Here is a 26,828-nt window from a genome sequence, read left to right as displayed (position 1 = left end):
TCGTCCGCCTCGGACGACATCGGGTCGAGCCTGCCCTCGAAGTACTCCACGACCGGCGAGGCGACGACGGGCACCTCGCCGAGGAACACCTCGCCCGTCGTCCCGTCGATCGAGATCATGTCGCCCTCGGCGACGGTCGTCCCGTCCGCCGCGACGAACCGCTTCGCCGCGACGTCCACGTCCAGCTCCTCGGCGCCGCACACGCACGTCTTGCCCATCCCGCGCGCCACCACCGCCGCATGGCTGGTACGCCCGCCGCGGCTGGTGAGCACGCCCTGCGCGGCGATCATGCCGTCCAGGTCGTCGGGGTTGGTCTCGCGGCGCACGAGGATGACCCGCTCCCCGGTCGCGGCCCGGCGCACGGCCGTGGGGGAGTCGAACACCGCCGCACCCGTCGCCGCGCCGGGAGAGGCGTTCATCGCGGTCGTGAGGAGCGGGGCGTCCGATCCGGCGTCGAAGCGCGGGAACATCAGCCTGGCCAGCTGCTGACCGGTCAGCCGGCGCACCGCGGTGTCCATGTCGATGAGGCCCTCGTCCGCCAGGTGCACCGCCACGATGAACGCCGCGGCGGCCGTCCGCTTGCCCACGCGTGTCTGCAGCATCCACAGCTTGCCGCGCTCGATCGTGAACTCGATGTCGCACAGATCCTGGTAGTGGCGCTCCAGCCGGGCCATGTAGTCCAGCAGCTCCGCGTAGGACTTCGGGTCGAGCTTCTCCAGCTCCGTCAGCGGCAGCGTGTTGCGGATGCCCGCCACGACGTCCTCGCCCTGGGCGTTGGCGAGGTAGTCGCCGTACACGCCCTGGACGCCCGAGGCGGGGTCGCGCGTGAAGCACACCCCGGTCCCCGACGTCGGGCCGAGGTTGCCGAACACCATCGCCACGATGCTCACGGCGGTGCCCAGGTCGTCCGGGATCCGCTCCTGGCGGCGGTAGGTGCGCGCGCGCTTCGTGTTCCACGACGAGAACACCGCGCGGACGGCCAGGTCGAGCTGCTCGCGCGGATCCTGCGGGAAGTCCCGCCCGGCATGCTCGGCCACCACGGCCTTGAACCGGCCCACGATCTCGCGCAGGTCGTCCGTGCCCAGATCCAGGTCCGGGCGGCCCGCCGCGACCGCGTCGAACGCGGCGTCGAAGTGCTCCCCGTCGATGTGCAGCACCGTCTTGCCGAACATCTGGATCAGGCGGCGGTAGGAGTCCCATGCGAACCGGTCGTCGTCCGCGATCCGGGCCAGGCCCGTCACGGACGAGTCGTTGAGGCCCACGTTGAGGACCGTCTCCATCATCCCCGGCATCGAGAACTTCGCCCCCGAGCGCACCGAGACCAGGAGCGGGTCCTCGGCGTCGCCGAGCCGCTTGCCCATCGCCTCCTGCAGGGTCTGCAGGTGTGCCGTGATCTCGCCGGCCAGCTCGTCGGGTTCCCGCCCGTCGCGCAGGAAGGCCCGGCACGCCTCGGTGGAGATCACGAAACCCGGCGGGACCGGCAGGCCGAGATGCGTCATCTCCGCGAGGTTGGCGCCCTTGCCGCCGAGCAGGTCCTTCTGGTCCTTGTCGCCTTCGGCGAAGTCGAAGACGTAGTGGGTCATGGTGGGCCTCCTGCTCCGGGTCACGCTGCGCCTGTGACAGAGAGACGGTCAGCGTAGGTCGGCCGCCACCGGATCGGGTGGGTGATCTCAGGTTGAGAACACCTCTCGGTAGTTGCGGCCCGACTCGGGGTGGGACACGGTGTCCGGGTCAGGGGCGCTCCCCGGCCCGCCACACCTCGACCGGAGAAGCGAGATGAGCCCCGACCATCGCGCGCGTGCACCGCGGCACGGCCCCCTGCGGGCCCTGCTCCCGGCGACGCTGCTCACCGTACTCGGTGTCGCCGCCGCCCTCGCCGCGTTCGTGCTCCTCGCCCGGCTCACCGGCGAGCCCTACGCCTACTTCAGCAAGGAACCCGCCGAGACCCTCGACGAGCCCCGCTACATCGGCTGGGCCGCCCATCTCACGGTCCTCGTCGGTGCCGCGGGCGCGGCCTGCGCCGTGTTCGCCGGGCTCCTCGTGCGCCGCCGCGACGGCCGACCGACCCCCGAGTCCGGATTTCTGCTCGGGATGGGCGCCGTCACCTGGGTGCTCGTGTGCGACGACCTGTTCCAGCTCCACGACTGGGTGTTCCCCCGCTTCGTCCCGCTGGTCGGCGAGCGGACGCTCTTCACCGCCTACGCGCTCCTGCTCGCGTTCGTGCTCTGGCGGTCCGGCCGCGCCGTCATCGCCCGCACGGACCTGCCGATCCTCCTGCTCGCCGGCGCCGGGCTCGGGTTGTCGCTGTTCATGGACCTGTTCGTGCGGCCCGAGCTCCCCAACTACCACCTGATCGAGGACGGGGCGAAGTTCTTCGGGCTCGCCATGCTCACGCTCTACCTGACGAGGACGGGGCTGCGGTTCGCGCAGGAGGCGTCCGCCCGGGCGGGGCAGGTCGCCGGGGCACAGGTGCCGCGGCCGCGGACCGTGGCCGATCTCACCGAGCAGCTGCCGGCCCTGTCGCGGACGGGGCCGGTCGCGCCGCGGACCGGGCGGCGGGCGCACCGTCGGACCGGAGGTGCTCCGCCCGCGCCGCGGGTGGCGCGCACGGTCGCGGACCTGACCGCCGGGTTGCCCCGGCCCCGGCCCGCGGGGTCGTCCGGGGACACCGCGTGGGGGCAGGCCGAGGGCGCGGGTGCGCACGGCACGGGTGCGCACCGGCGTGGCGAGTCCCGGCGGGCGCACGCGGCCGGCGCGCGATCCGGCACGCAGGCGTGGGAACTGCGTCGCGAGGGGGCGACCCGGGTCCCGCAGCCGCGCACGGGCGAGGCGGGCCGGGCGTCGCGCCGGGAACGGGAGGTGGCGTCGGGCGATCCCGGCGCCGGGCCCGCGTCCGCGGCGCGGCCGGACCCGCAGGACGACGCGGCCCGGGAGCCGTACCGGGCACACCGGTACCGGCAGGGGGCCGACCCGCAGGAGGGGGTTGCCGGGCCGCGGCCGGAGGGGTACGGCGGGGCGGGAGATCCGGTGGAGGGGGTTGCCGGGGCGCGGCCGGAGGGGTACGCGAGGGCGGGAGATCCGGTGGAGAGGGTCGCCGGGCCGCGGCCGGAGGGGTACGGCGCGGCGGGAGATCCGGTGGCGGGCTACGCCGAGGTGGGAGGTCCGGTGGCGGGACTCGGTGCCGAGCGCCCGGTCGCGGGGTACTCCCCGGCCGGGTTCGGGGCGGAGCCCCGTCCCGTGGCCCCGGCGGTGCCGCGGCCCCGCGGCGAGATCACCCCGGACCCGGCTCCGGTGCCGCCTGCCCTGCCGCAACCGCGGCAGGCCGTCGTCCCAGCCGCAGCCGAAGCCCGCTCGCCCGGCTCACCGGACGCTCCACCGCAGCCCTGATCGCGGCTTCGGACCCGACGACCCGCACCCGGCGTCGTGCACGGGTGACGGCGGTGTAGAGCAGCTCGCGGGTGAGTAGCGGCGACTCCGCCGGCGGCACGACCACCGTGACGGCCGCGAACTGGCTGCCCTGCGCGCGGTGCACCGTCATCGCGTGCACCGTCTGCACGTCCGCGAGCCGCGCCGGGGACACCAGCACGGGCCCGCGCCCGCGGCCGAACGCCACCCGGACGCCCTCGGCGGTGCGCAGCACCACGCCGGTGTCGCCGTTGGACAGGCCCGTGTCCGGGTCGTTCGTCGTGACGAGCACTGGACGGCCCGGGTACCAGGCCTCGCCCGGAGCGGGCGCGACCGGGCGACCGGCGGCCACGAGGCGGCGCTCGATCTCCGCGCCCCACCACGCCGCCCCGTAGGGACCCTGGCGGTGCCCGCAGAGCACCCGGTGGGCGTCCAGCGCGTCCAGCGCCACCGCCGCGTCACCCGCGAGGGCGGCCTCGGCGAGGCGGTGGGCGGTGGCGTCCACGTCCGCGCGGACGGGGGCGGGCAGAGCCACGGACTCCGCCGGGCCGTCGGGGCACTCGACGAACTCCACCGAGCCCGCGCCGCCCGTGTCCCCGCGGCCCGCGTCCCCGGAGCGGAGCACCGCCAGCGCGGTGTCCGCGTCGCCCGCCTGGATCGCGCGGGCCAGCGCCGCGATCGCCCCGCCGAACCGGTACGTGTGGCGCAGGGTGACGACCCCGTTGACCACGTCCGCCCCGCCGTCCGCGCCGAGCTCGGCGAGCGCGGTCGCGAGCGCCGGTTCGGGCGCCCCGGTGGCGCGGGTGAGGTCGCCGAGGACGGCGCCCGCCTCGACGGACGCGAGCTGGTCCGGGTCGCCGACGAGGACCAGCCGCGCGTCCGGGCGCAGCGCGTCCAGCAGCCGGGCCATCAGCGGCAGCGAGACCATCGACGTCTCGTCCACCACGACGACGTCGTGCGGCAGCCGGTTCGCGGCGTCGTACCCGAGGTGCGGCGCGCCCGGCACCAGGCCGAGCAGCCGGTGCAGCGTGGACGCGTGCAGCGTCCCCAGGAGCGCCCGTTCCTCGGCCGCGAGCGCGCCGATGTGCTCGTGGACGGCCTCCTCCAGCCGGGCCGCCGCCTTGCCGGTGGGCGCGGCGAGCGCGATCCGCACCGGCGGACGACCCTCGGGCCGGCTCGCGGCGAGCACCGCGAGCAGCCGGGCGACCGTCGTCGTCTTGCCCGTGCCGGGCCCGCCGGCGAGCACGCTCACCCGGCGGAGCACGCCCACGGCGGCCGCGAGTCGCTGGCGGGAGGCGGCCGCCCGGACATCGGCGTCGCCGTCCACGGTGCCGGGGGAGGAGTCTGCTGGCGCGCCCTCGGCAGTGCGGTTCGGAAGGTCGGCGCGCCGCGCGCCGTCCCCGTCGACGGGTGCGGGGAAGTGGCGCTCCAGTGCGGCACGGACACGCGCGACGTCGTACCCGTCGCGACCGACCGCGCCCGCCCGGGCCTCCAGCTCGCGGCGCACCTGCTCCTCCTGGCGCCAGTAGCGCTCCAGGTACAGCAGCCCGCCGACGAGCCGGGCCGGGCGTCCCGGCGGCGCGTCCGGGCCGTCCGCGACGAGCGACCCCGCGGTGCACGCCGCCGCCCAGCACGTGGGCTCGGGCCACGGCAGCGCGGCGACGGCGGCCGGGTCGTCCGACTCGCCCAGCACCGTGCGGTGCAGCGTCGCGAGCTCGACGCACACCGAGCCCGTCCGGATCCCGCGCACCGCGAGCCCGACCGCGAGCAGCACCCGCTCGTCGGTCTCGTCGCCGAGCCGCCCGAGCCGAGTGGCGACGTGCACGTCCGCCGCGTGGAGCACGCCCGCGGCGTTGAACGCGGCGAGCAGGCCCGAGGCCCGCAGCGCCAGGCGGTGGTCGAACGGGTCCGCGGCCCTCGCCGGAACGGTCGCGGTCACGGTGCCTGCCCCGCGAGCGACTCCGACAGCTCCACCACCAGCGCCGCGGGTGGCCGCCACGAGAAGACCCCCGCGGGTACGCCGTCCCGCTGCGGGGTGTCGGGCCCGCACATCCCTCGCACGAACAGGTAGAGCACACCGCCCAGGTGGCGTTCCGGGTCGTAGCCGGGAAGGCGCCATCGCAGGTAGCGGTGCAGCGCGACGGCGTAGATGAGCGCCTGCAGCGGGTAGTGGGCGCCGATCATCGCCGCCGACGTCGCGTCGGGGCCGTAGTGGGCGGTGGTGAGCGGCGTGGTCGTGTCCGGGCCGAGCCAGTTCGTCTTGTAGTCGACGACGGTGAAGCGGGGGCCGTCCGGCGCGGGCAGGCGCAGCACCGCATCGATGCTGCCGGTGAGGTAGCCGCGCAGCGCCTGGTCGACGAGCGCCGGATCGGCGAGCGCGTCGGGGTAGGCGATCAGCGGATCATCCGCGCCGAGATGGCGGCGCAGCAGCGGGACGAGGCGGCCGAGGGTGACAGCGTCGTCGTCGGGGCGGGCCGCGTCTCCACCGGCGAGCGGGAACTCGAAGGTGAGCTCGCAGAGCCGGTCGGCCGGGGCGACGTCGCGCAGCCGCGCGCCCCCTGCGAGCGGGCCGAGCGGGGTCTCGACGGCCGCTGCCAGCGCCGCGACGAGCGCATCGGGCTCCACCCCCGGGGTCGGCGCCCGGCCGAGCTCCTCGGCGACCCGCGTGCCGAGCTCGCCGACGAGATCGGGGGCCGTGGTGTCCGCGACCTCCAGCACGGCGTGCACCAGCGTGCCGAACGCCGCACCGACGGGCAGCGCGGCCCACGGGGAAGGGAGCGCGGGCGGGGCGGCTGGTGCATCGTGGGCTGGTGCATCGGGGGCGATGGGGGCCGGCAGCCCCGGCGCGGACGCCTCGTCGTCCAGCCCCGGCGCCTCGGGCTCGCTGCCCGCCGCGGACCCGCCACCGTGCGCGGCCGCGGTGAGCGCGCTGTAGGACGTGCGCCGCCACGCGGTGTCGAGCCGGCGGCCGAACTCGGCGGCGCGCAGCGCGGGCGGCGCCTGCGCCGGGGGTCGCCACGCCGCGACCTCCCGGGCCACCACCTCCTCGACCGCGAGCGCCTCTGACGCGAGCCCGTGCAGCGCGGCGAGTGCCTGTGCCTGCCCCGGCACGCGGTAGCGGGACCGCACCTCCGCACCCGGTGCGGGGCGCCCGATCAGCAGCCGGTGCAGCGGCGACGCCGATGTGGTCGTGGCGGGCGCCCACCACGTGACGAGCTGGCAGCGGGCGCGGGTCATCGCGACGTAGAGCAGCCGCAGGTCCTCGCCCGCCTCCTCGGCGCGGTGGCGGCCGCAGCGCCGCGTCCACCCGGCGCCCGTCGGGCCGCCGACGTCGAGCAGGCGGCGGCCGTCCTCGTGCAGGAGCGCGACCTCCGGGTCCGGCGCCCACCGGTCCCACGCGAACGGCAGGTGCACCACCGGGAACTCGAGGCCCTTGCTGCGGTGCACGGTGATGATCTGCACCGCCTCGGCGTCCGACTCCAACCGCCTGCTGCGCTCGACCCCGGTGTCCTGCCCGGCGTCGGCGATGCGCCGCCGCAGCCACTCGACCAGCTCGGCCGGGCCGAGGTGCTCGCGCACGGCGGCGTGGTGCAGCGCCTGCCCGACGTGGCGGACGTCGGTGAGCCTGCGCTCGCCGTCGGCCTCGGCGAGCAGCCGCGCGGGCAGCCCGGTGCCGACGGTGACGGCCTCGACGAGCGCGGCCACCCCGCGCTCCCGCAGCAGGGCGGCCCAGCCCCGGACGGCGGTGCCGAGCTGGTCCAGCAGCGCCTCGGCGTCCGGGCCGCAGAGCGCTGCGACGTCCGCGACGACCCCGCCGAGGAAGCAGGTGAGCGCCGCTGCCCGCACCCGGGCCGGCCGCGCGGGCTGCTCGACGGCCTCCAGCAGCGTGAGCCACTGCGCCGCGACGTCGCCGCCGAAGACACTCGCGGTGCCGGCGAGGACGCCGGGGATCCCGGCGCGCACCAGGGCGTCCCGGACCAAGGTGCCCTGCTGGTTCGTCCGGACCAGCACCGCTACGTCGCCGGGCCGCACCGGCCGCTCGCCCGACGGCTCCACCAGCCGGGCCGGGCTCGCGAGCAGGGCCGCGACGTCGGCCGCGAGATCGCGCACCACCACCTCCCGCACCGCCGCCGCGGGGGCGAGCTGCTTGCCCGGAGGCGGTGGGACGAGGTCGTGGGGCACCACCCGCAGCCGCACCGGTGCACCGGACGGGGCGCCGGTGAGCCTGCGCCCCGGGTGCGCGGCGTCCACCGGCCGCACGGTGATCCGCTCGTCGCCGAGGGCGGCGCCGGCGAACACGGTGTCCAGCGCGGTGAGCAGCGGGCCGTCGCTGCGGTGGTTCGTGCCCAGCGTGGCGTGCGCGTCCGCATTGCGCGACGCCGCCAGGTAGCTCGCCACGTCCGCGCCCCGGAACGCGTAGATGGCCTGCTTCGGGTCGCCGATCAGGACCAGGGTGGTGTGGCCGTGGAAGGCGCGCTCCACGATCCGCCACTGGACGGGGTCGGTGTCCTGGAACTCGTCCACGAGCACCACCCGGTGCCGCGCGCGCAGCCGCGCGCACGCCGTGGGGCCCGCCGCCGGGTCCTCCAGGGTGTCGCGCAGCCGGACGAGCAGGTCGTCGAAGGTGATCCGTCGCTGCGCGCGCAGCCGCCGCGCCACCTCGCCCCGAACAGCCGTCGCAAACGCGAACCGCACGGCCGCGGGCGAGCGCGGATCGGCGTCGGCCGGCTCCAGCCGCGCCTGCGGATCACCGACCGCCGCCCGGGCGAGCATCCGCGCGACCTCCCGGGAGAACGCGGGCGGCTCCGCACCCGGGCGGCCCCACTTGCGGACGTAGAAGTCGTCGACGACCTCGGCCACGAGGTCGTCGATGCGCTCGACGAACTCGGCGTCCGGGTCGATGTCCGCCGCGGTGCCGAGGCCGGCGAGCACCTGGCGGCAGAACTGGTGGACGGTGGCGATCGTGGCGGCGTCGAAGCGGGAGAGTGCATCGGCGAGCCGGCGGCGGCGGTCGGCGAGCTCGGCCTCGTCCGCGACGGCCAGGTGGGCGAGCAGGGGATCGCCCGAAGCCAGCGCGGCGCCCGGGTCGCGCAGCGCCCGCTCGGCACCCACCAGCCGTTCCCGCACCCGCTCGCGCAGTTCCTGGGTGGCCTCCCGGCCGAACGTGACGAGCAGCAGCTCGGGCAGCTGCGCGCGACCTTCCGCGACGAACCGGGCCGTGAGCGTCGCGATCGTCCACGTCTTGCCGGTGCCCGCACTCGCCTCCAGCACGGTGGTGCCGGTGGGCAGCTCGCCGAGCACGTCGAACGCGCGGGGGCCCAGCAGCAGGGGGGTGCTCACAGGCGCTCCACACGTTCGTCGGTGAACAGCGGCCGCCAGAGCCGCACGGCCAGCGCGCCGAAGCGGGTGCGCTCGTCCGGGACGGCGGGATCGTCCGGGCCAGGTGGCGCCTCCAGCAGCGTGGCGAGCGGCGCGCCGGCACCCCAGACCAGCCGGTGCGCCGGGTCGTCGCGGCCCTGGCGATCCTTGCGCCATTCCTGCTCGGCGCGCGCCGCGGCGTCCGGGGCGTCCGCGCCGCTCGTCCGCCCGAACGCGTACGCGTAGGAGGCGGCCGTGACCAGCGGCAACGCCTCACGGCGGCCGCTGCGGTACAGCGCGACCACCGTCGCCAGCTCCTCGGCGGCCCGCTGCGGGGACACCGGCCCCAGCGTCGCGCGGACCAGCGACGACACCGTGCCGCGCCCGATCGTCACGGCCCGCCAGGCGCGTTCCGGGCGGGCGAGCGTGACGGCCAGCAGCTCCACCCACGCGCGCAGCCGGTGCTTCGGGGCGAGCCGGGAGAACTCGACGCGCGCGATGATCCCCGGCGGGGGGCCGTCGACCTGCGGGGGACCGTCCTGGATCCCCCCGACCGTGCCCACCACCCGGGCCCCCGCCGCCGGCTCGACGTCGACGTCGACGGCGCCTGGCGCCTGCCCGCCGCGCAGCTCCTGGGCGAGCCTCACCAGCACCTCGACATCCTCGACGACCTCCGCCAGCAGGCGCGCCCCGAGCGCACCCGGCGGCAGCTCGCCGCGCCGCCACTCGGCCTCCTGGCAGGTGGCGAGATCGACGCCGGCGAGCCGGTCCCGCAGCAGCCGGTCGCCGATCGCCCAGCGGCGCAACCCGTCCGGCTCGACCGGGATCGTGTCGCCGGGTCCGTCGTCCTCGTCGGGGAAGCGCAGCCCCACGGTGCGGCGCAGGAACGACCGAGCCGGATGCCGGACGAACGTCACGAGATCGGCGAGGGCCACGGTGTCCGGGCCGTCCCCGCCCGGCGCGGTGAGCGGCCCGCGCACGGGGGGCGCCGCCGGCCGCTTCGGCCCTGAGGCCGCCCGCGCCCCGGCCAGCTCGGCACGGTCGAAGCTGAACGGGCCGAGGGCGCCGAGCTCGCCCGCGGTGAAGTTGCGGGCGTCGAACGGCTGCAGCGGGTGCCGGACGACGACGTGCTCGCGCACCGTCCGCCCGTCCGGAGCGGTGGCGGTGGCGTCCAGGGCGTCCAGCAGCTCCCCGAGCGGCACCGCGGGCGGGCGGCGGGCGCCGGTGCGCTCGTCCGCGCCGGAGTAGAGCACGACGAGGTGCTCGGTGGCCGCGCACACGGCGTCCAGCAGCAGCTGGCGGTCCTCGGCGCGCACGTCGCGCTCGCCGGCCTGCGGCTCGCGGGCGAGCACGTCGTCCCCGTCCGGGAGCCCGGCGCGGGGGAACACGCCGTCGTCCATCCCCAGCAGGCACACCACCCGGTGCGGGACGGCGCGCATCGGCACGAGGGTGGCGACGGTGAGGGTGCCGGTGCGGAAGTTCGCCCGGGTGGGCCGCCCCCGCATCCGGGCCGCGAGCAGGCCGCGGACGTCGGCGAGGCTCAGCGGCACCGCCTCGGCCGCGGGGCCCGCGGACGCGGCCACGTCGGCGAGCTCGGCGCGGGCCTGCGCGGCCTGCCAGGCGTCCGCGGGCGCGGTGTCGGTGAGCGCGTCCAGCGCCGCGGTGAGCGCATCGATCCACGCCGGCAATGGCTGCTCGTCCGCGAGGGTCGTGAGGACGGCACCGATCCGGTCCACCAGCTCGGCCAGCCGCCCGACGCGGTCCACGTCGCCCGGCTCGACCTCCAGCGGCAGGGCCGTGCCGAGCCACTCCGCGCCGCCGGTGGCGACGCCGAGGAGCAGCCGGTCCAGGCCGGCCGACCAGGTGTTCTGGCCGAACCGCTCCAGCCCGAACGGCGCCCGGTGTGCGGCGTCCAGGCCCCAGCGGACGCCCGCGGCGCCGGTGAGGTCGCGCAGCCGGTCCAGATCCTCGTCGGTGAGCCGGAACCGCCGCCGCACCGGCGTGGCCCCCGCGAGATCGAGCAGCTGCGACGCGGTGAGCCGGGCGTCGGCCACCTCCAGCAGCTGCGAGAGCGCGCCGAGCACCGGGTTGACCTGCCGCAGCGCCCGGTCCGCCAGCCGCACCGCCACGTGCTGCGCGGGGTGGGTGTCCGGGCCGTCGCCGCCGAGGCCGAACGCCGCGGAGATCAGCGGTGCGAACGTCTCGACGTCCGGGCACATGACGAGCACGTCCCGCGGCTCCAGCGTGGGATCGGCCGCGAGCAGCCCGAGCACGGCCTCGCGCAGCACCTCGACCTGGCGGTGCGCGCCGTGACAGGCGTGCACGGCGACGGAGCGGTCCCCCGCGGGCAGCGGCGGCGGGTGCGCGGGGACCCGGTCGGCCCGCAGGTCGGCCTGCAGCATCCCGAGCAGGGTGGCGGGTGGCGCGGCGGCGGGATGGTGGTGCTCCACCGCGCCGGGGGCGACGGCGGCGATCCGGGCGCCCATCTCGTGCAGATCCCGCCCCAGCGAGGCGAGCAGCGGGTGCTGCGCCGGGGTGCCGATCTCCCCGCGGCGCATCGCCGCCCCGGGCGGGACCGGCTCCTGGCGCCGCCACAGGGCCGGTGAGGGATGCGGGAGCCAGAGGTGCACCTCCCGGTGCCGGGCCAGTGCCACCAGCACCGCCAGGTGCGCCGCGGGCAGCCGCGTCGGCCCGAACACCGACAGCCGCGACGGCAGCGCGACCGCCTCCGGCCGCTCCCCGAGCGCGGTACAGGCCCGCGCCCACCGCTGCGCCGGATCGGGTCCGTCCACCCGCGCGCGCACGCGCCGCCACAGCTCGGCCTGCCACCGCAGGTCCTCCGGCGTGGACCCGTCCCGGCCGGCGCGCCACTCGTCGAGCAGCTCCGGGCGGTGGACGGCGTAGGAGGCGTAGCGGCCCGCGAGCCTTCGGGCGGCACCGAAGCGGCGCCCGCGCCGCGACCGATCGCCGTCCCGGTGCCCCAGGTGCGCGGCGAGCGTGGCGCACCACGGCTCGTCCAGCGCCGCGTCGATCACCGCGAGCAACGGCCACACCAGGCGCTCGGGGCGCCACGGATCGCCGTCCGCACCGATCCCGGTCGCGGCCTCGACGGCCTCGTCGACCAGCGCGGCGGGCGAGGGGAACCGCACCGCGGCGCACACCCCGTCCTGCCCGGACGGGCCGGTGCCGAGCCCGTGGGAGAGCCGCTGGGCCAGCCAGCGCTCCATGCCGCGCGCGGACACGGCCACCACCTCGGACGCGAACGGGTCCGGGAGCGGCACCGCCAGCAGCTCGGCCAGGGCGGCCGCCAGCGCGTCCGCCCGCTCGCCGCGGTGGACGTGCAACCCGCCCCCGGAGTCCGTCATGCGAGGCACCGTAGAGGCATGCTCCGACAGCCCGGTCACCCCGCCTCGCGTCGGTGGCACGGCGCGGTGGCACGGTGCGCGGCGGTTCCGGGTGGGATGGGTCCGGCAGAGGCCGCCCGGGCGCGGACGGGCGCAGGGCTGGGGTGCGCTTCGCAGGTGCTGCAGCCTCTGCGAGGGGTGTGCACGCTCTGCGAGGGGTGGTTGGGGCACGGGGGGCGGCGTGGCCGGCCGCAGCCCCGGCGGTGCAGCCCGGAGCCCGCATCGAGGCCGCGGCTTCGCAGGGGCCGGGGGCGCTTCGCGGGGTCGGGCGCGCGGCTTCGCAGGGTTGGGCGCGCGGCTTCGCAGGGCTGGGGTGCGCTTCGCAGGGTCGGGCGCGCGGCTTCGCAGGGCCGGGGGGCGCTTCGCAGGCGCCGCAGCCTCTGCGAGGCGTATGCACCCCCTGCGGGGATGTGCCCCCCGAGGATGCACCCCCTGCGGGGACGTGCCCCACGGGATGGGCACCGCATGCGGGAACGTGCCCCCTGCGGGGATGTGCACCTCCGCAAGGGCAGGGGCACCCCCCGATGGACGGGCCCCTCCTGCGCGGAAGCCCGCTGCTCACGCCCGCTGCTCACGCCCGCAGAGCCCGCTACGCCCCCGGGCGCCGCAGGCGCAAACCGCCTCGCACGAGCCGCCGCCGAACGGTAACGCACCGTGGACGCCGGGGCAGGACGGCTACCCAGCGTCATAGGTTGCCTCGAACCACACGATCGAGCGATCCCGCGAATCGGGAGCTAACGGTTGGGTACGACCATCGCGATCCCCGGACATCAGCACGGACCCGGGGGAATACCCGGGCGGGCCGAACGGGAGGACGGGATGGGCGAGAACGTGAACAACCAGCCGGGGTGGGTGCGCGACGCGGCCCGCAGCGAGGTTCTGCACCGCCACGCCCGCCTCACCCGCAACGGTCGCCCGATCTTCTGCGCCCCGAGCAGGGCCGAGGTCCGCGGCGCGGTGATACCCCGCCAGACGCGCGGCACCGACGGCAAGGTCATCTACCCGTCCCGGGACGCCGCCGAGGCCGCTGCACGCGAGCTGGAGCAGCTCGGGTCCCGGCCGCTGCGCTCCTACCTCTGCGGCCGGTCGCGCCACGGCCACTTCCACCTCACCACCGACGGCGCGCGCGCCCGCACGCTGCACGAGATGATCCCGCAGCAGCGCCGCCCGCTCTCTGCGTAGGAGTGCGCGGAAGCGGGCTCCGGGTGGAAGGCTGAGCGGCGACCGACCCCCGCCGCCGAGGAGCGTCCACCGTGGCCGAACCCCAGATCCACCCCCGCGCCGGCACCCCCGCGACGCCGGAGGACCTCGTCGACATCGACGCCCTCCTCGCCGCCTACCACGAACGCCGTCCCGATCCCGCCGACGCGGCCCAGGCCGTCGCGTTCGGCACGTCCGGCCACCGCGGCTCGTCGCTCGCGACGACCTTCAACGACGACCACATCGCCGCCACCAGCCAGGCCATCTGCGAGTACCGCGCCATGCAGGGCGTCACCGGACCCCTGTTCATCGGCCGCGACACGCACGCCCTCTCCGAACCCGCGTTCGTCACCGCCTGCGAGGTGTTCCTCGCCAACGGCGTGCACGTGCTCGCCGACTCGGGCACCACAGCGGGTGACGGGCTCGGCGGCTACACCCCCACCCCGGCCGTCAGCCACGCGATCCTGCAGCACAACCGCGGCCTCGTCGGCGGGCGCGCGGACGGCGTCGTCGTCACGCCCTCGCACAACCCGCCGCAGGACGGTGGCTTCAAGTACAACCCGCCCGACGGCGGGCCCGCCGGGACGGAGGCCACCGGCTGGATCGCGCGCCGCGCCAACGCGTTGCTCGCCGACGGGCTCGCGGGCGTGCAGCGCAAGCCGCTGGAGCTGTCCGCGCTGGGCCGCTACGACTTCCTCGGCGCGTACGTCGCGGACCTTCCCTCCGTGGTCGATCTCGACGCGATCCGCGCCGCGGGCGTGCACATCGGTGCCGACCCCCTGGGCGGGGCGAGCGTCGCCTACTGGGCCGCCATCGCCGAGCGGCACAAGCTCGACCTCACCGTCGTCAACCCCGACGTCGACCCGCAGTTCGGGTTCATGACGCTGGACTGGGACGGCAAGATCCGCATGGACTGCTCGTCGCCCTACGCGATGGCCTCGCTGGTCGACCGCCGCGGCGAGTTCCAGGTCGCCACCGGCAACGACGCGGACTCCGACCGCCACGGCATCGTCACCGCGGACGGCCTGATGAACCCCAACCACTTCCTCGCCGTCGCGATCGCGCACCTCGTGGAGCACCGGCCGGGCTGGCCGGCGGGTGCGGGCATCGGCAAGACCGCGGTGAGCTCGTCGATGATCGACCGCGTGGTCGCCGACCTGGGCAGGCGGCTGGTGGAGACGCCCGTGGGGTTCAAGTGGTTCGTCCCGGGCCTCATCTCCGGCGAGATCGCGTTCGGTGGCGAGGAGAGCGCCGGAGCGTCGTTCCTGCGCTCCGACGGCGGGGTCTGGACCACCGACAAGGACGGCATCATCCTCGCGCTGCTCGCCTCGGAGATCGTCGCGGTGACGGGGGAGACGCCCAGCGAGCGCTACCGGCGGCTCACCGCGCGTTTCGGCGCGCCCGCCTACGCCCGCATCGATGTCGCCACCACCCCGGAGGCGAAGAAGCGGCTGGGTCGACTCTCCGGGGACGACGTGGCGGCGACGGAGCTCGCGGGCGAGCCCATCACGGCCACGCTCACGACGGCGCCCGGCAACGGGGAGCCGCTGGGCGGGCTCAAGGTGGTGACGGAGTCGGGCTGGTTCGCCGCGCGCCCGTCGGGAACCGAGGACGTCTACAAGATCTATGCCGAGAGCTTCCGCGGGCCCGAGCACCTCGCGCGGATCCAGGCCGAGGCCCAGGAGGTCGTCGACGCCGCGCTTGGCTGAGCACGTCCGACGTCACACCGTGATCTCACCGTGACCTGTGCGACCCTGGCGGGTGACGGATCCGGCCGACGGGGCGGAGGTGCGTATGGCACCCGACGACGACCTCCGCGCAGCATGGCTCGCGCAGATCGAGCGCCAGCTCGCGCGTGAGGAGCCGGAGCTGGCCGCCGCGCTGGCGCAGATGCGGCCGCCGGAACGGCGGCGCCCGCCCCGGCGGGCCTGGCTCGTGCTTGTCTGCGGCGTGCTCGCCGTGGTGCTGTCGTTGGTGCTCGGCAGCGTGGCGTGGGCGATCCTCGCGGTGATCGTGGCGGGCTGCGCCTGGTGCATCGTGCACGGCCTCGAGACCGAGTCGCGCCCGCGCCGCTGACCGCGACCGGTGGGCTCAGGCCGTGCGGGGCCGCGCCTCCGGCGAGCCCACCCGGGCGAGCGCGTCCAGGGCGAGCGCGCGGTGTTCCGGGACGTCCGTGCGCTCGACGAAGCGGGCGAGCTCGTCCGCGGCGGTCTCGGGATCCCGCGCACGCACCCAGGCGATGAGCTCGGCACGGGCGGTCTCGGGGTGGGCGGCCGTCCGCGCGCAGACGAACTCGATGTCCTCGCCGGCGAGCGCACCCACCACCGGCGCGGAGATGCCCTGCTCGCGCAGCGTCTCGTGCACGGCCCACAGCCCGATCGGGGTGAGGGTGACGAGGGTGGGGTCCGGGTCGTCGCGGCCGGCGAGCTCGACCAGCTCGTCGTGGGTCTCGGAGTGGTCGGCGCTCTCGGTGAGCCGGACGGCCCCGAGCAGCTCCAGCGCGTCCAGCAGCGCGGCGACGTCGCGGCGCCACATCCGGTGCTCGACGTCGCCCGCGAGATCGTCGACCGGGCAGCCGAACCGCTCGTCCACGGCCTCCCGGACGGCGCGGTGGAACAGCTCCACCGGCATCGGCTGCCCGCCCGCCAGGTACAGGTGCAGCGTGAGCAGCGGGAACGCCTCCGACAGCGACATCCCGAACAGCGAGGGCGCCCCGAAGACGTCCGTGCCGCCGAGGTGGTCGCCGAGGGCGCCGAGGGCGTCGAATGCCCGTCGCCACAGCTCGATGGGCCGGCTGAGCACGGGCGCTGCGCTCTTCACCGGTAGCAGCCGCCCGCGCACGACCCGCACCAGGCGGGCGTGCACGGCCCAGTGCACGACGAGCGTCGTCTCGGGGAGATCGGCGGCGCCGCGGGCCGAGTTCCGGTAGAAGCGGTCGAGGTCGAGCTCCTCGGCGGCGGCGCGGGCGTCGGCGGGTTGCAGGCGCCCGTCGCGGGTGAGCCGGCGCCCGGCGCGTACCCAGCGGGTGAACGTGCGCAGGCGGTCCAGGCCCTCGCTCGCGTGGGCGGCCTCCAGGAGCTGCGCGGCACCGGGCAGCAGGACGGGCGCCAGGTCCGGCGCGCGGGCCGAGGTCCGCGCCCGCGCCTCGCGCTCCTCGATGACGGCGAGCGCGGCGCGGTCCACGGCGATCTCGCCCGAGGCGACCTGCGCGAGGAACCGCGACACGGCACCCGGATCCCCGGGTTCGACGCCGTGGCGCAGCATCTGCACCGCCCAGAACGTGCCGACGTCGTGGTGGCGCTCGTCGGCCAGCGCCGCGTACAGCGCGGGGGTGGTGGCCTCGATCCCGGAGCGCAGGACGGCCGGGGCGTCCGAGCGGGAGTCGAGCCACTGGTGCGCGGCGAGGAACCCGACGACCGCGTCCAGCGCTGCGGGGACGCCCGCCCAGTCGTCGCGGGGCAGGGCGGTGGTGCGCGGCAGCCGCACGGCGAGGACCTCCTCGACCAGCGCGGCCGTCCAGTGGCCGATGCGGCCGTCGACGGCGTGCTTGTGGTCCAGGACGGCGGCGACCAGGGCCGGGATCAGGTCGGTGCCGCGCCGCCGGGCCCAGGCCACGACGAGCAGCCGCAGCCGCTCGCGGGCGGCTGCGTACTCCTCGTGGTCGTCGGGACCGAAGACGAGACGCATGGCCGTCCACCCTGGCAGGCCCGCCCGGCGCGGGTGGCCGCGGGGGGTCGCCCGTCGACAACGACGTTGTGCTGATCAACAGGGCTCCTGCGGCTGCGTAACGTCGTTCTCGACGGCCACCCCCGGGGCAGCCACCCGTCAGCCGTCGGCCAACGCCCGCAGCAGCGGCTCCAACCGGTGCTCCACGAGCCGGCGCATCACCAGCGACGTCGTCGTCCGCTCCACGCCGTCGATGGCCAGGAGCCGCCCGGCGATGCGGTAGAGGTCGTCGGCGTCGCGGGCGACGACCTGGACGAGCAGGTCCACGTCGCCGGACAGCCCCAGCACCTCGACGACCTCCGGCACGTCCTGCAGCGCCGCGGACACCTCCGCCAGCATCCGCTGCACCACCTTGACCTGCACGAACGCGGTCAGCGGGTAGCCGAGGGCGGCGGGGTCGATCCGGCGTTCGAACGAGCCGAGGACGCCGCGGGACTCCAGCCCGGCGAGGCGGGCGGCGACGGTGTTGCGGGACAGGCCCAGCTCCTCGGCCAGCGCCAGCACGGATGCCCTGGGGGCGCGGGTGAGCGCGCGCAGCAGCGCGGCGTCGGTGCGGTCGACGTGCATCCTGCTCCCTTCTGCGGCACGACGGCCGCCCGGGTTGTGCAGTCTGCACGGTCAGGGCGGCAGCGGTTGTGCCGACATGATCCTGATGCTGCACTGGACGCGCAACATGTGCGGTCGAAGGGGTGCAGGGTGATGGCGGACGTCAAGGCGCTGCGGGAGATCGAGCAGCGGGTGCTGTGGCTCGCGACGGCGATCGTCCATCACGCGAACCGGGTGCGGCCCAACCCGTCCGGGCTGAAGGTGGGCGGTCACCAGGCATCCAGTGCGTCGATGGTGACGATCATGACGGCGCTGTGGTTCGCGCACCTGCGCGCCCAGGACCGCGTGAGCGTCAAGCCGCACGCCTCGCCCGTTCTGCACGCCGTGAACTATCTGCTCGGCGAGCTGGACGAGCGCTACCTCACCACGTTGCGCCAGTTCGGCGGGCTGCAGAGCTACCCGAGCCGCTCGAAGGACCCCGACCCGGTCGACTACTCGACCGGCTCTGTCGGCATCGGCGCCACCGCGCCGATCTGGGGGGCGCTGGCCCGCCGCTACGTCAGCTCCGTCGGCGGCGGGTCGGGCGGTGCCGATGCGCGCTCCGCAGGCGCGTCGCGCTGGGGCCGCCAGTACTCGTTGCTCGGGGACGCCGAGCTGGACGAGGGTGCCTGCTGGGAGGCGGTCCTCGACCCGATGGTGGCCGAGCTGGGCGAGGTCGTGTGGATCGTCGACCTCAACCGGCAGTCGCTGGACCGGGTCGTCCCGATCATCGGCGCCACCCGGCTGCAGGGAATGTTCGAGGCCGCGGGCTGGCAGGTGCTCACCGTGAAGTACGGCGAGCTGCTCGGCGAGCTCTTCGCCCGGCCGGGCGGGGCGGCGCTGCGCCGGCGCATCGACGAGATGTCCAACCCCGAGTACCAGCGGCTGCTGCGCTGCGACGACGCCCAGCTGCGCGAGCGGTTGCCCGGGGACGACGCCGGGCTGGCCGAGCTGGTCGCGCAGCTCGACGACGCCACGCTGCACGCCGCGATCCGCAACCTCGGCGGCCACGACCTCGCCGCGCTCGCCGACGCGTTCGACCGCATCGACGACTCCCGGCCGACGGTGATCTTCGCCTACACCGTGAAGGGGTACGGCCTCGCGAGCGAGGGGCACCCGCAGAACCACTCCTCGCTGCTCACGAACGCGCAGCTCGCCGACCTGGCCGCGAAGGTCGGCACGGACGTCGAGGACCCGTGGGCCCGCTTCGCCGCGGACTCCGACGCCGGGCTGCTGTGCGCCGAGGTCGCGCAGCGGCTGCGCCGCGATCCCGTCCCGGCTCCGCCCGTGGTGAAGCTCCCCGAGGACATCGGGCGCACCCCCGGCGGCACTGCCACCACCCAGGCCGCGCTCGGCCGAACGCTGCTGGACCTCACCCGCTCCGCCCCGCAGGCCGCCCGCCGCGTCGTCACGCTCTGCCCGGACGTCGCGTCCAGCACGAACCTCGGCGGCTGGGTGAACAAGGTGGGGGTGTGGTCCGCGCGGGAGAAGGTGGACTGGTTCTCCGACGACCCCGAGACGATCCTGCACTGGCGCGAGCGTCCCGACGGCCAGCACCTGGAGCTCGGCATCGCCGAGACGAACCTCGTCGGGCTGCTGGGCGAGCTGGGTGCCACCTGGAGCCGCTGGGGCGAGCCGCTACTGCCGATCGGGGTGCTCTACGACCCGTTCGTCGAGCGCGCGCTGGAGCCGTGGTCGTTCGGCATCTACGCGGGCGGGCAGTCGATCCTCGTCGGCACGCCGTCGGGGGTGACGCTCGCGCCGGAGGGTGGGGCGCACCAGTCGATCAGCACGCCGTCGGTCGGGTTGGAGCAGCCGGGCTGCGTGATGTACGAGCCGGCGTTCGCGATCGACGTCGAGTGGACGCTGCTGGCGTCGCTCGCCCGTCTGGGCCGCCCGGACGGGTCGTCGGCCTACCTGCGGCTGTCCACCCGCCCGGTGGACCAGACGCTCGCCGCCGTACCGTCCGACCCGGCGGCGCGGGAGCACCGGCGCCGTCTCGTCGTCGCGGGCGCGTACCCGCTGGTCCGCGCTGCCGGGACGCCCGCAGTGACGATCGCCGCGATGGGTGCGGTGCTGCCCGAGGCCCTCGCGGCGGCGGCCCGGCTCACCGAGGCGGGCCATCCCGTGGACGTCGTGTGCGTGACGAGTCCCGGGCTCGTGTTCGACGCCGCCCAGGCGCGCGGGGGCAACGGGGATGCCGAGAGCTGGGTGCTCGACGCCGTCTTCCCGACCCGGCGGGCGGCGCCGATCGTCACCGTCCTCGACGGGCACCCGCATGCGCTGGCGTTCCTGGCCGGGATCAACCAGGTGCCGGGACGCCACCTGGGTGTGACCCGGTTCGGGCAGTCCGGCGACCTCGACGACGTCTACCGCTACCACGGGCTGGACGCGGACTCGATCGTGCGGGCGGCGCTCGACCTCACCGGTTGAGCGGGCCGCGGGCCGCGGTCGAGTGAGCGCTTGACGAATGGGTGCGCGGCCGGGGGACATGGCTGTCACCGGGCCGCGCGCCCATGATCGGGTCATGACGTTCACGGGTGTGGTGATCGGGATCATGGTGGTCGGATCGGCGTTGGTGGCGGGCGTGATGCTCGCGTTCTCCACCGCCGTGATGCCGGGGCTGGCCCGCCGCCCCGCCGCCGAAGGGGCGGCCGCGATGCAGGAGGTCAACCGGGTGATCCTCAACCCGGTCTTCCTCGGCGTCTACCTGCTCACCGCGGTGGCCTCGGTGGCGCTCCTGATCGTGGGCACCTGGCCGGAGCGGATCGGGGCCCTTCTCTACCTGCTCGGGGTGTTCGTCGTGACGTCGGTGGTGAATGTGCCGCTCAACAACCGCCTCGACGCGGGCGACCCCGCGAGCGCGCAGGGTGCGCAGCTGTGGGCGCACTACCTGCGGCGCTGGACCGCGTGGAACCACGTGCGGACCGTCGCGGGGACGGGGGCCGCGGTGCTCGCGTTCCTCTGAGCGCGAGTTGCCGGTCTCGTCAGGCCGTGTTGCGGGTTCCGTCGGGGGGAACCCGCAACACGCCCTGACGAGATGCGGAACTCGCGCTGGCGGGATGCGCAACTCGCGGCGGTGGGATGCGGAACTCGCGCTGGCGGGATGCGGAACTCGCGGGGCCGCGCACTGGTGGAATCCGCAACTCGCGGGGCCGCGCGCTGGTGGAACCCGCAACTCGCGGCGGCGGGGTGCGGAACTCGCGGCGGCGGGATGCGCAACTCGCGGCTACGGGATGCGGAACTCGCCGGGGTCGTCGGGGTCCTCCGGTTCCTGGCCCGCCAGGAACCGCTCCACCTCGGCGGCCAGCTCGTCCGCGCTCGGCAGCTCGCCGCCCAGCCCGCCCGGCGGCCGGTCGCCCCGCCCGGCGGCGACGGCGTCGTACTGCTTCTCCAGCGCCGCCACCACCTGCGCGACCTCCTCCGACTCCGCCATCTGCGCGGCGATGTCGGCCTCCGAGCGCTCCGCGGCCCGAGAGAGCGTCTCGGTCGGGAGGAAGAGCCCGCCCGCGATCCCGACGTGGTCCAGCAGCACGCGCGCCGCCTGCGGGTAGTCCAGCCGCGCGAGGTAGTGGGGCACGTGGACGGCGAAGCCCATGGCGTCGAGGCCCCGCTCGCCGAACCGGTACTCCAGCAGGCCCGCGGCGCTGCCGGGCACCTCCGCCGTGGTGAACCACGCCTGGTGGCCCTCGGTGAGCTCGGAGCGGGTGCCGTGTGCGGTGACGCCGATCGGACGGGTGTGCGGCACGGCCAGCGGGATGGCCGTCATCCCGACCGTGAGGCGCACGCCGAGCCTGCTCACGAGCTGGGCGGTGGCGGTGATGAACCGCTCCCACTGGGTGTCCGGCTCGGGGCCGGAGAGCAGCAGGAAGTCCGTGCCGCCGGAGTCGCGCAGCGCGACGATCTCCAGCGTGGGCGCGGTGTATCCCGCCCAGTGGTCGGTGTCGAACTGCAGCGGTGGGCGTCGCGAGCGGTAGTCCACCAGCTGGTCGACGTCGAAGCGGGCCACCGGCCGCTGCTCCTGGCCCTCCAGCAGCGCGGCCACGGCGAGCCGGGTGGCGTTGCCGGCGTCCACGAACCCGTCCAGACCCAGCACCATCACGGGGCCGTCCAGCTCAGGGGCGTCCGCCGCCACCTCGTACAGCTCGGCCGGCTCGAGCACCGTCGAACACCTCCCCGCCCGTCATGATGGCGGCATCGGGGTGATGCCGCTCCCATAGCATCCCGGTCGGCCCCCGCGACGACGCAAGATGGGTGGACGTGAACACCCCCGAATCCTCGCCGTCGACGGTTCGCCTCTACTCGGTATGGGCCGTCGGCCTGCTGGCCTACACCGTCGGCGTCATGCAGCGGACGTCGTTCGGCGTCGCGGGCCTGGACGCGGCGGAGCGGTTCTCGGCCGGGCCCGCCGCGCTGTCGGGGTTCGTGGTGCTGCAGCTCCTGGTGTACGCGGCGTTGCAGGTTCCCGCTGGCTTGCTGCTGGACCGCTTCGGTGCCCGGACGCTGATCGTCGTGGGCGCGCTGACGATGGCGGCCGGCCAGGCCGTCCTCGCGTTCGCCGGGACGCTGCCGCTCGCGATCGCCGCCCGTGTCCTGGTCGGCGCGGGCGACGCGCTGACGTTCCTCTCGGTGCTCTCCGTGCTGGTGGCGTGGTTCCCGGCGCGGCGGGTGCCGCTGATGACGCAGCTCACGGGTCTGCTCGGGCAGCTGGGTCAGGTGCTCTCGGCGATCCCGCTCGCGGCGCTGTTGTACGGCCCGGGCTGGACGGCGGCGTTCGCGTCGGCGGCGCTGCTGGGCGTCGCGGTCGCGATCGCGGTCTTCGCGGTGGTGCGCGACCGCCCGCCGCACGCCGCTGCGCCCCCGCCGCCGCCCGCGATGAGCGAGGTGCTGGCCGGGCTGAAGGCGGCGTGGGCGCAGCCGGGGACGCGGCTCGGCCTCTACTCGCACGCGGGCACGCAGTTCTCCGGCACCGTGTTCGCCCTGCTGTGGGGGGTGCCCTACCTCGTGGCGGGACAGGGCTTCAGTGCCCGCCAGGCGAGCGCGATGCTCACGCTGATGGTGGCCGTCGGCATCGTGATGGGCCCGCTGTTCGGGGAGTTCACGGCGCGCCACCCGCTGCGGCGCTCGTCGCTCGTGCTCGGCGTGATCGTGACGACGGTGCTGCTGTGGACGGCGGTGCTGGCCGTGCCCCCACCCGCACCCGGATGGCTGATCGTGGTGCTCGTTGCGGTGCTCGCCACGGGTGCACCCGGGTCGATGGTCGGGTTCGACTACGCGCGCACCTTCAACCCCGCGCACCGGCAGGGAGCGGCGGTCGGGATCGTCAACGTGGGCGGCTTCGTCGCCTCGCTCCTCACCGCGCTCGCGATCGGCGTCGTGCTGGGCTGGATCAGCCCCGAGGGCTACACGCCCGAGGCCTTCCGGGTCGCGTGGACGGTGCAGTACGTCGTGTGGGGGCTCGCGCTCGCCGGCATCCTCACCAGCCGCAGCCGGGCCCGGCGCAACCTCGCCGCGGAGGGCGTCGTCGTGCGTCCGCTGCGGGAGCTGCTGGCCGAGCGGCGGGCCCGGCGCCGGTGACGTCCCCGACCGCTCACGCGGGCCGCGCGCGGACCAGGTGGATCTCGAAGGGCAGCGCGAGCGCACCGGACGTGTCGCAGAACGGGGCCAAGCCGGCGCGGGCGTCGGCGCGGATCCGGTCGTGCGCGGCGGCGTCGAGCCGCTCGGCCAGCGGTGTGCTCCCGATCTCGGTCGTGACGTAGGCGTCCACGGACGGCGCGTGCAGCGTCACCTCGGAGGTCTCGACGCCCGTCACGGCCAGGCCCGCGTCGTCGCACTGCCGCACCAGCGCGTCGAGGTCGCCGAGCCGGAAGTAGGTGGAGACGAGATCGACGGCGTCCGCGCCGGCGTGGCGGGCGACGGCCTCCGCCAGCGGCCGGAACCCGCGCTGGCTCTGCGGCGAGCCCCAGACCTGCACGGCGACCGTGCCGCCCGGGGCCGTCACCCGGGCCATCTCGCGCAGCGCCGCCGCCGGCTCCGGCACGAACATGAGGACGGACTGGCACAGCGTCACGTCGAAGGAGCCGTCCGGGAACGGGAGCGCCGCGGCGTCGCCACGGTGCCAGTCGAGATCTGGCCGCAGCCGCCGGGCCACCGCGAGCATGGCCTCGTTGAGGTCGAGACCGGTGGCGGCCCCGCCCCGGTCCGCAGCCGTGCGCGCGACGATGCCGGTGCCGCAGCCGACGTCGAGCACGCGGTCGCCCGCGGTGATCCCGGCAAAGGCGACCAGCCGGACGGCCAGCGGCGCGAACAGGGACGGCACGAACTCCGCCTCGTAGCGCTCGGCGACCTCGGCGGGGATCTGGAACGTGTCCGGTCGGGTGCTCACGGTGGACGATGATGGGGGCGTGGCGCCGTCGAAACATCGGTCGACCGCCCCATCCCACCCCCATCTGACACCGCATAATCGCGGGATGGCCGGGGCGCTCGTGGACGCCGGGACGGCCGCGCTCGCCGACGGCCGGTGGGAGCGGGCGCGGTCGGCGTTCGAGGCGGTGCTCGCGACACAGGAGCAGCCGGAGGCGCACGACGGGCTGGCCGAGGCGCTGTGGTGGCTCGGCGAGCCGGACGCGTCGCTCGCGCACCGCGAGCGGGCCTTCGTCGGGTTCCGCCGCGCCGGGCGGGACGGCGCCGCGGCGGCCGCGGCGTTCGAGGCGTGCGTCGTCCAGCTGATCGACTTCGGCAACGGTGCGGCGGCGAGCGGCTGGCTCGCGCGGGCGGAGTCGCTCGGCGGCGACGAGCTGGCGGGCTGGATCGGGTTGCTGCGCGCCCTCATGGTCGCCGACACCGACGAGGCCTGCGCGGGGATGCGCCGCTGCATCGAGACCGGACGGGCGTCCGGCGACGTCGACCTGGAGCTGTCCGCCCGCGCCGACCTCGGCGGGCGGCTGGTCGCGGCCGGGCGGGTCGCCGAGGGGCTGTGCCTGATCGACGAGGCGCTGGCGGGGGCACTGGCGGGGGAGTGCCGCAGGCGTTCCACCGTCGTGTGGGCGTGCTGCACGATGCTCGGTGCCTGCGAGACCGCGGGCGACCTGGAGCGGGCGACGCAGTGGCTGCGGGTCGTCGACGACTTCTCGCAGCGGTACGGCTGCCCGTTCCTCCACGCCACGTGCCGGACCCACTTCGGCGGCCTGCTCGTCGCGACCGGACGGTGGGAGCGGGCCGACCGCGAGCTCGATGCCGCGATCCGGATGGCGGCGCGGACCGGGCCGGTGCCGCGGGCGATGGCGCGCACCGCGCTCGCCGAGCTGCGGCTGCTGCAGGGGCGGATCGACGAGGCGGACGCCCTGCTGTGCGACGGCGGCGACGACCTCGTCCGTGCGCGGCTGTGTCTGGCCCGCGGCGAGGGTGACGCCGCCGTCGACCTGCTGGAGGGCTGCCTCGGCGGCGCGGGCCCCCCGCGCGCGACCTGCGCGCTCGCGCTCCTGGTCGAGGCGCTGCTCGAGCTCGGCAGGCTCGACCAGGCCGCCGCGGCGGCGGGTCGCCTCGACGTGCTCGGCGCCGCGGAACCCGCCGGCTGCGCCGGCGCGTTCGCTGCGGTGGCCGCCGGACGCGTCGCCGCCGCCCGGGACGACGCCGCGGGGGCCGTCGAGCGGTTCCGGGCCGCGCTGCCGATCCTCGACCGGCTCGGGCTGGTGTTCGAGGCGGCGCGGGCCCGGTTCGCCCTGTCGCTCGCGCTCGCGCCCGGCTCGCCGCGGGCCGCAGCGGTGGAGGCGCGGGCAGCGCTGGCCGTCCTCGACCGGCTCGGGGCCGCTGCGGTCGCGGACGCCGCGGCGGAGCTGTTGCGCTCCCTCGGCGACCGCGGGCGCGCGACGCCCCGCGTCCCGGGGCCGCTGACCCGCCGCGAGCGGGAGGTGGCCGATCTCGTCGGTCAGGGGTTGTCCAACCCGGAGATCGCCCGCCGCCTGCACCTGAGCCCGAAGACCGTCGGGCACCACGTGAGCCGCGTGCTCGCCAAGCTGGGGCTGCGCAACCGGGTCGAGGTGGCCGCCCGACTGGCGGCCCGTGACCCCCACTGATCGTCATTTACTGAAAACGACTATCGTTTGGCGCTCCAGCGGAGGAATGGAGTGATCGCGTGCGGATCGCGTTCGTCGGGAAGGGCGGCAGCGGGAAGACCACCGTGGCCGCGCTCTTCAGCCGCCACCTCGCCGAGCGTGGGCTGCCCGTCCTGGCCGTCGACGCCGACGTCGACCAGCACCTCGCCCAGGCGCTCGGCGACGAGACGGCGCCGCCGCCCGCGCTCGGTGCCGACGCGGCGTGGCTCAAGGAGCACCTGCGCGGGGCCAACCCGCGCATCCCGTCGCCGGACGCGATGATCAAGACGACGCCGCCGGGGCGCGGCTCCCGGCTCGTCTCCCTGGACCCGGACGACGCCGTGCTGCGCCGCTGCGCCCGGTCGGCGGGCGGGGTGCGCTACCTGGTCGCCGGCGCGTTCGACGAGGCCGACATCGGCGTCTCCTGCTACCACTCCAAGACCGGTGCCGTGGAGCTGTGGCTCAACCATCTCGTCGACGGTCCGAGGGAGTACGTCGTCGTCGACATGACGGCGGGCGCGGACGCGTTCGCGTCGGGCTTGTTCACCCGGTTCGACCTGACGGTGCTGGTCAGCGAGCCGACGCGGCGCGGTGTCGGGGTGTACCGCCAGTATGCGGGCTACGCGCAGGGCCACGGCGTCGCGCTGCGGGTGCTGGGCAACAAGGTCGAGAATGCCGACGACGGTGACGATGCCGACGACGCTGACGATGTCGCGTACCTGCGCTCCGAGGTCGGTGACGCCCTCGTCGGGTGGCTGCGCCGGTCCGCCTGGGTGCGGGCCGCGGAGCGGGGTAGCGCCCGCCCGGTCGCCGAGCTCGAACCCGAGAACCTCGCCGTCCTCGACACGCTTCTCGCCCTCCTCGACGCCCGCGAGCGGGACTGGGCCGCCTATCAGCGCGGCACCGTCGAGTTCCACCGGCGCAACGCGCTGGCCTGGGCGAACAGGGCCGCGGGTGCCGACCTGACCGCCCAGATCGACCCGGGGTTCGTGCCGGGACCCACCCTTCAGGGAGTCTGACGGCAATGAGCGGCGCGTTCGTCCAACCCAGTTGGACG

17 protein-coding genes are annotated in these 26,828 nt (G+C 75.9%); 9 read left to right on the top strand and 8 right to left on the bottom strand.

Annotation, left to right across the window (positions count from 1 at the left end):
- The coding region (locus tag AB7J25_RS22465) for a pyruvate, phosphate dikinase (protein ID WP_428511801.1) at positions 1–1,583 on the bottom strand (1,583 nt) is incomplete at its 3' end.
- A gap of 193 nt (positions 1,584–1,776) precedes the next feature.
- Here AB7J25_RS22465 and AB7J25_RS22460 point away from each other — a divergent pair.
- Positions 1,777–3,387: a hypothetical protein gene (locus tag AB7J25_RS22460; protein ID WP_428511800.1), complete on the top strand. Its 1,611-nt coding sequence runs from the start codon at positions 1,777–1,779 to the stop codon at positions 3,385–3,387.
- Here the strand turns inward: AB7J25_RS22460 and recD are convergent.
- From recD to recC, 3 genes are read right to left on the bottom strand one after another with little or no spacing between them, the layout of a single operon-like run.
- Positions 3,272–5,344 (bottom strand): exodeoxyribonuclease V subunit alpha, encoded by a 2,073-nt coding sequence (gene recD, locus AB7J25_RS22455; RefSeq protein ID WP_428511798.1) that lies wholly within the window; start codon positions 5,342–5,344, stop codon positions 3,272–3,274. The genes AB7J25_RS22460 and recD overlap by 116 nt on opposite strands.
- Positions 5,341–8,745, bottom strand: a complete 3,405-nt coding sequence (locus tag AB7J25_RS22450; RefSeq protein WP_428511796.1) for a UvrD-helicase domain-containing protein — start codon at positions 8,743–8,745, stop codon at positions 5,341–5,343. The genes recD and AB7J25_RS22450 overlap by 4 nt, the downstream gene beginning before the upstream one ends.
- On the bottom strand, positions 8,742–12,128 hold the full coding sequence (gene recC / locus AB7J25_RS22445; protein ID WP_428511794.1) for an exodeoxyribonuclease V subunit gamma: 3,387 nt from the start codon (positions 12,126–12,128) through the stop codon (positions 8,742–8,744). The genes AB7J25_RS22450 and recC overlap by 4 nt, the downstream gene beginning before the upstream one ends.
- 858 nt (positions 12,129–12,986) lie before the next feature.
- On the opposite strand from recC, the gene AB7J25_RS22440 reads away from it, so the two are divergent.
- The 3 genes from AB7J25_RS22440 (at position 12,987) to AB7J25_RS22430 (ending at position 15,443) form a co-directional block, all read left to right on the top strand.
- Positions 12,987–13,349: a hypothetical protein gene (locus tag AB7J25_RS22440; protein ID WP_428511792.1), complete on the top strand. Its 363-nt coding sequence runs from the start codon at positions 12,987–12,989 to the stop codon at positions 13,347–13,349.
- A 71-nt stretch (positions 13,350–13,420) separates the two neighbouring features.
- Entirely contained in the window at positions 13,421–15,076 is a 1,656-nt protein-coding gene (pgm, locus tag AB7J25_RS22435) for a phosphoglucomutase (alpha-D-glucose-1,6-bisphosphate-dependent) (protein WP_428511790.1), read from the top strand.
- 85 nt (positions 15,077–15,161) lie between these two features.
- On the top strand, positions 15,162–15,443 hold the full coding sequence (locus tag AB7J25_RS22430) for a DUF3040 domain-containing protein (protein WP_428511788.1): 282 nt from the start codon (positions 15,162–15,164) through the stop codon (positions 15,441–15,443).
- 15 nt (positions 15,444–15,458) lie between these two features.
- Here AB7J25_RS22430 and AB7J25_RS22425 read toward each other — a convergent pair whose 3' ends face one another.
- Complete coding sequence (locus tag AB7J25_RS22425) at positions 15,459–17,054, bottom strand: hypothetical protein (protein ID WP_428511786.1); 1,596 nt, start codon at positions 17,052–17,054, stop codon at positions 15,459–15,461.
- Positions 17,055–17,192: 138 nt separating this feature from the next.
- On the bottom strand, positions 17,193–17,660 hold the full coding sequence (locus AB7J25_RS22420) for an Lrp/AsnC family transcriptional regulator (RefSeq protein ID WP_428511784.1): 468 nt from the start codon (positions 17,658–17,660) through the stop codon (positions 17,193–17,195).
- A 132-nt stretch (positions 17,661–17,792) separates the two neighbouring features.
- Between AB7J25_RS22420 and AB7J25_RS22415 the strand changes: the two genes are divergently transcribed.
- Entirely contained in the window at positions 17,793–20,111 is a 2,319-nt protein-coding gene (locus AB7J25_RS22415; RefSeq protein ID WP_428511782.1) for a transketolase-like TK C-terminal-containing protein, read from the top strand.
- 94 nt (positions 20,112–20,205) lie between these two features.
- Positions 20,206–20,646, top strand: coding sequence for a DUF1772 domain-containing protein (locus AB7J25_RS22410; protein ID WP_428511780.1), 441 nt, complete (start codon positions 20,206–20,208; stop codon positions 20,644–20,646).
- 261 nt (positions 20,647–20,907) lie between these two features.
- Here the strand turns inward: AB7J25_RS22410 and AB7J25_RS22405 are convergent, their stop codons facing one another.
- Positions 20,908–21,840 (bottom strand): PAC2 family protein, encoded by a 933-nt coding sequence (locus tag AB7J25_RS22405; protein WP_428511778.1) that lies wholly within the window; start codon positions 21,838–21,840, stop codon positions 20,908–20,910.
- A 98-nt stretch (positions 21,841–21,938) separates the two neighbouring features.
- On the opposite strand from AB7J25_RS22405, the gene AB7J25_RS22400 reads away from it, so the two are divergent.
- On the top strand, positions 21,939–23,255 hold the full coding sequence (locus AB7J25_RS22400; RefSeq protein WP_428511777.1) for an MFS transporter: 1,317 nt from the start codon (positions 21,939–21,941) through the stop codon (positions 23,253–23,255).
- Between the two features lie 13 nt (positions 23,256–23,268).
- Here AB7J25_RS22400 and AB7J25_RS22395 read toward each other — a convergent pair whose 3' ends face one another.
- Positions 23,269–24,063: a methyltransferase domain-containing protein gene (locus tag AB7J25_RS22395; RefSeq protein WP_428511775.1), complete on the bottom strand. Its 795-nt coding sequence runs from the start codon at positions 24,061–24,063 to the stop codon at positions 23,269–23,271.
- Positions 24,064–24,148: 85 nt separating this feature from the next.
- Between AB7J25_RS22395 and AB7J25_RS22390 the strand changes: the two genes are divergently transcribed.
- Both AB7J25_RS22390 and AB7J25_RS22385 read left to right on the top strand, forming a co-directional pair.
- Positions 24,149–25,753: a LuxR C-terminal-related transcriptional regulator gene (locus AB7J25_RS22390; RefSeq protein WP_428511773.1), complete on the top strand. Its 1,605-nt coding sequence runs from the start codon at positions 24,149–24,151 to the stop codon at positions 25,751–25,753.
- Between the two features lie 59 nt (positions 25,754–25,812).
- Positions 25,813–26,790 (top strand): AAA family ATPase, encoded by a 978-nt coding sequence (locus AB7J25_RS22385; protein WP_428511771.1) that lies wholly within the window; start codon positions 25,813–25,815, stop codon positions 26,788–26,790.
- Positions 26,791–26,828: the final 38 nt, after the last annotated feature.

Source organism: Pseudonocardia sp., from assembly GCF_050246655.1.
Classification (GTDB): Bacteria; Actinomycetota; Actinomycetes; order Mycobacteriales; family Pseudonocardiaceae; genus Pseudonocardia.
This window is presented reverse-complemented; position numbering and strand designations above follow the sequence as displayed.

Excerpts from the sequence above, each read along its gene's own strand:
- AB7J25_RS22430 (WP_428511788.1), top strand. The coding sequence starts at position 15,162 with ATGGCACCCGACGACGACCTCCGCGCAGCATGGCTCGCGCAGATCGAG.
- AB7J25_RS22440 (WP_428511792.1), top strand. The coding sequence starts at position 12,987 with ATGGGCGAGAACGTGAACAACCAGCCGGGGTGGGTGCGCGACGCGGCC.
- AB7J25_RS22410 (WP_428511780.1), top strand. The coding sequence starts at position 20,206 with ATGACGTTCACGGGTGTGGTGATCGGGATCATGGTGGTCGGATCGGCG.
- AB7J25_RS22415 (WP_428511782.1), top strand. The coding sequence starts at position 17,793 with ATGGCGGACGTCAAGGCGCTGCGGGAGATCGAGCAGCGGGTGCTGTGG.
- AB7J25_RS22420 (WP_428511784.1), bottom strand. The coding sequence starts at position 17,660 with ATGCACGTCGACCGCACCGACGCCGCGCTGCTGCGCGCGCTCACCCGC.
- AB7J25_RS22390 (WP_428511773.1), top strand. The coding sequence starts at position 24,149 with ATGGCCGGGGCGCTCGTGGACGCCGGGACGGCCGCGCTCGCCGACGGC.
- AB7J25_RS22460 (WP_428511800.1), top strand. The coding sequence starts at position 1,777 with ATGAGCCCCGACCATCGCGCGCGTGCACCGCGGCACGGCCCCCTGCGG.
- AB7J25_RS22425 (WP_428511786.1), bottom strand. The coding sequence starts at position 17,054 with ATGCGTCTCGTCTTCGGTCCCGACGACCACGAGGAGTACGCAGCCGCC.
- recC (WP_428511794.1), bottom strand. The coding sequence starts at position 12,128 with ATGACGGACTCCGGGGGCGGGTTGCACGTCCACCGCGGCGAGCGGGCG.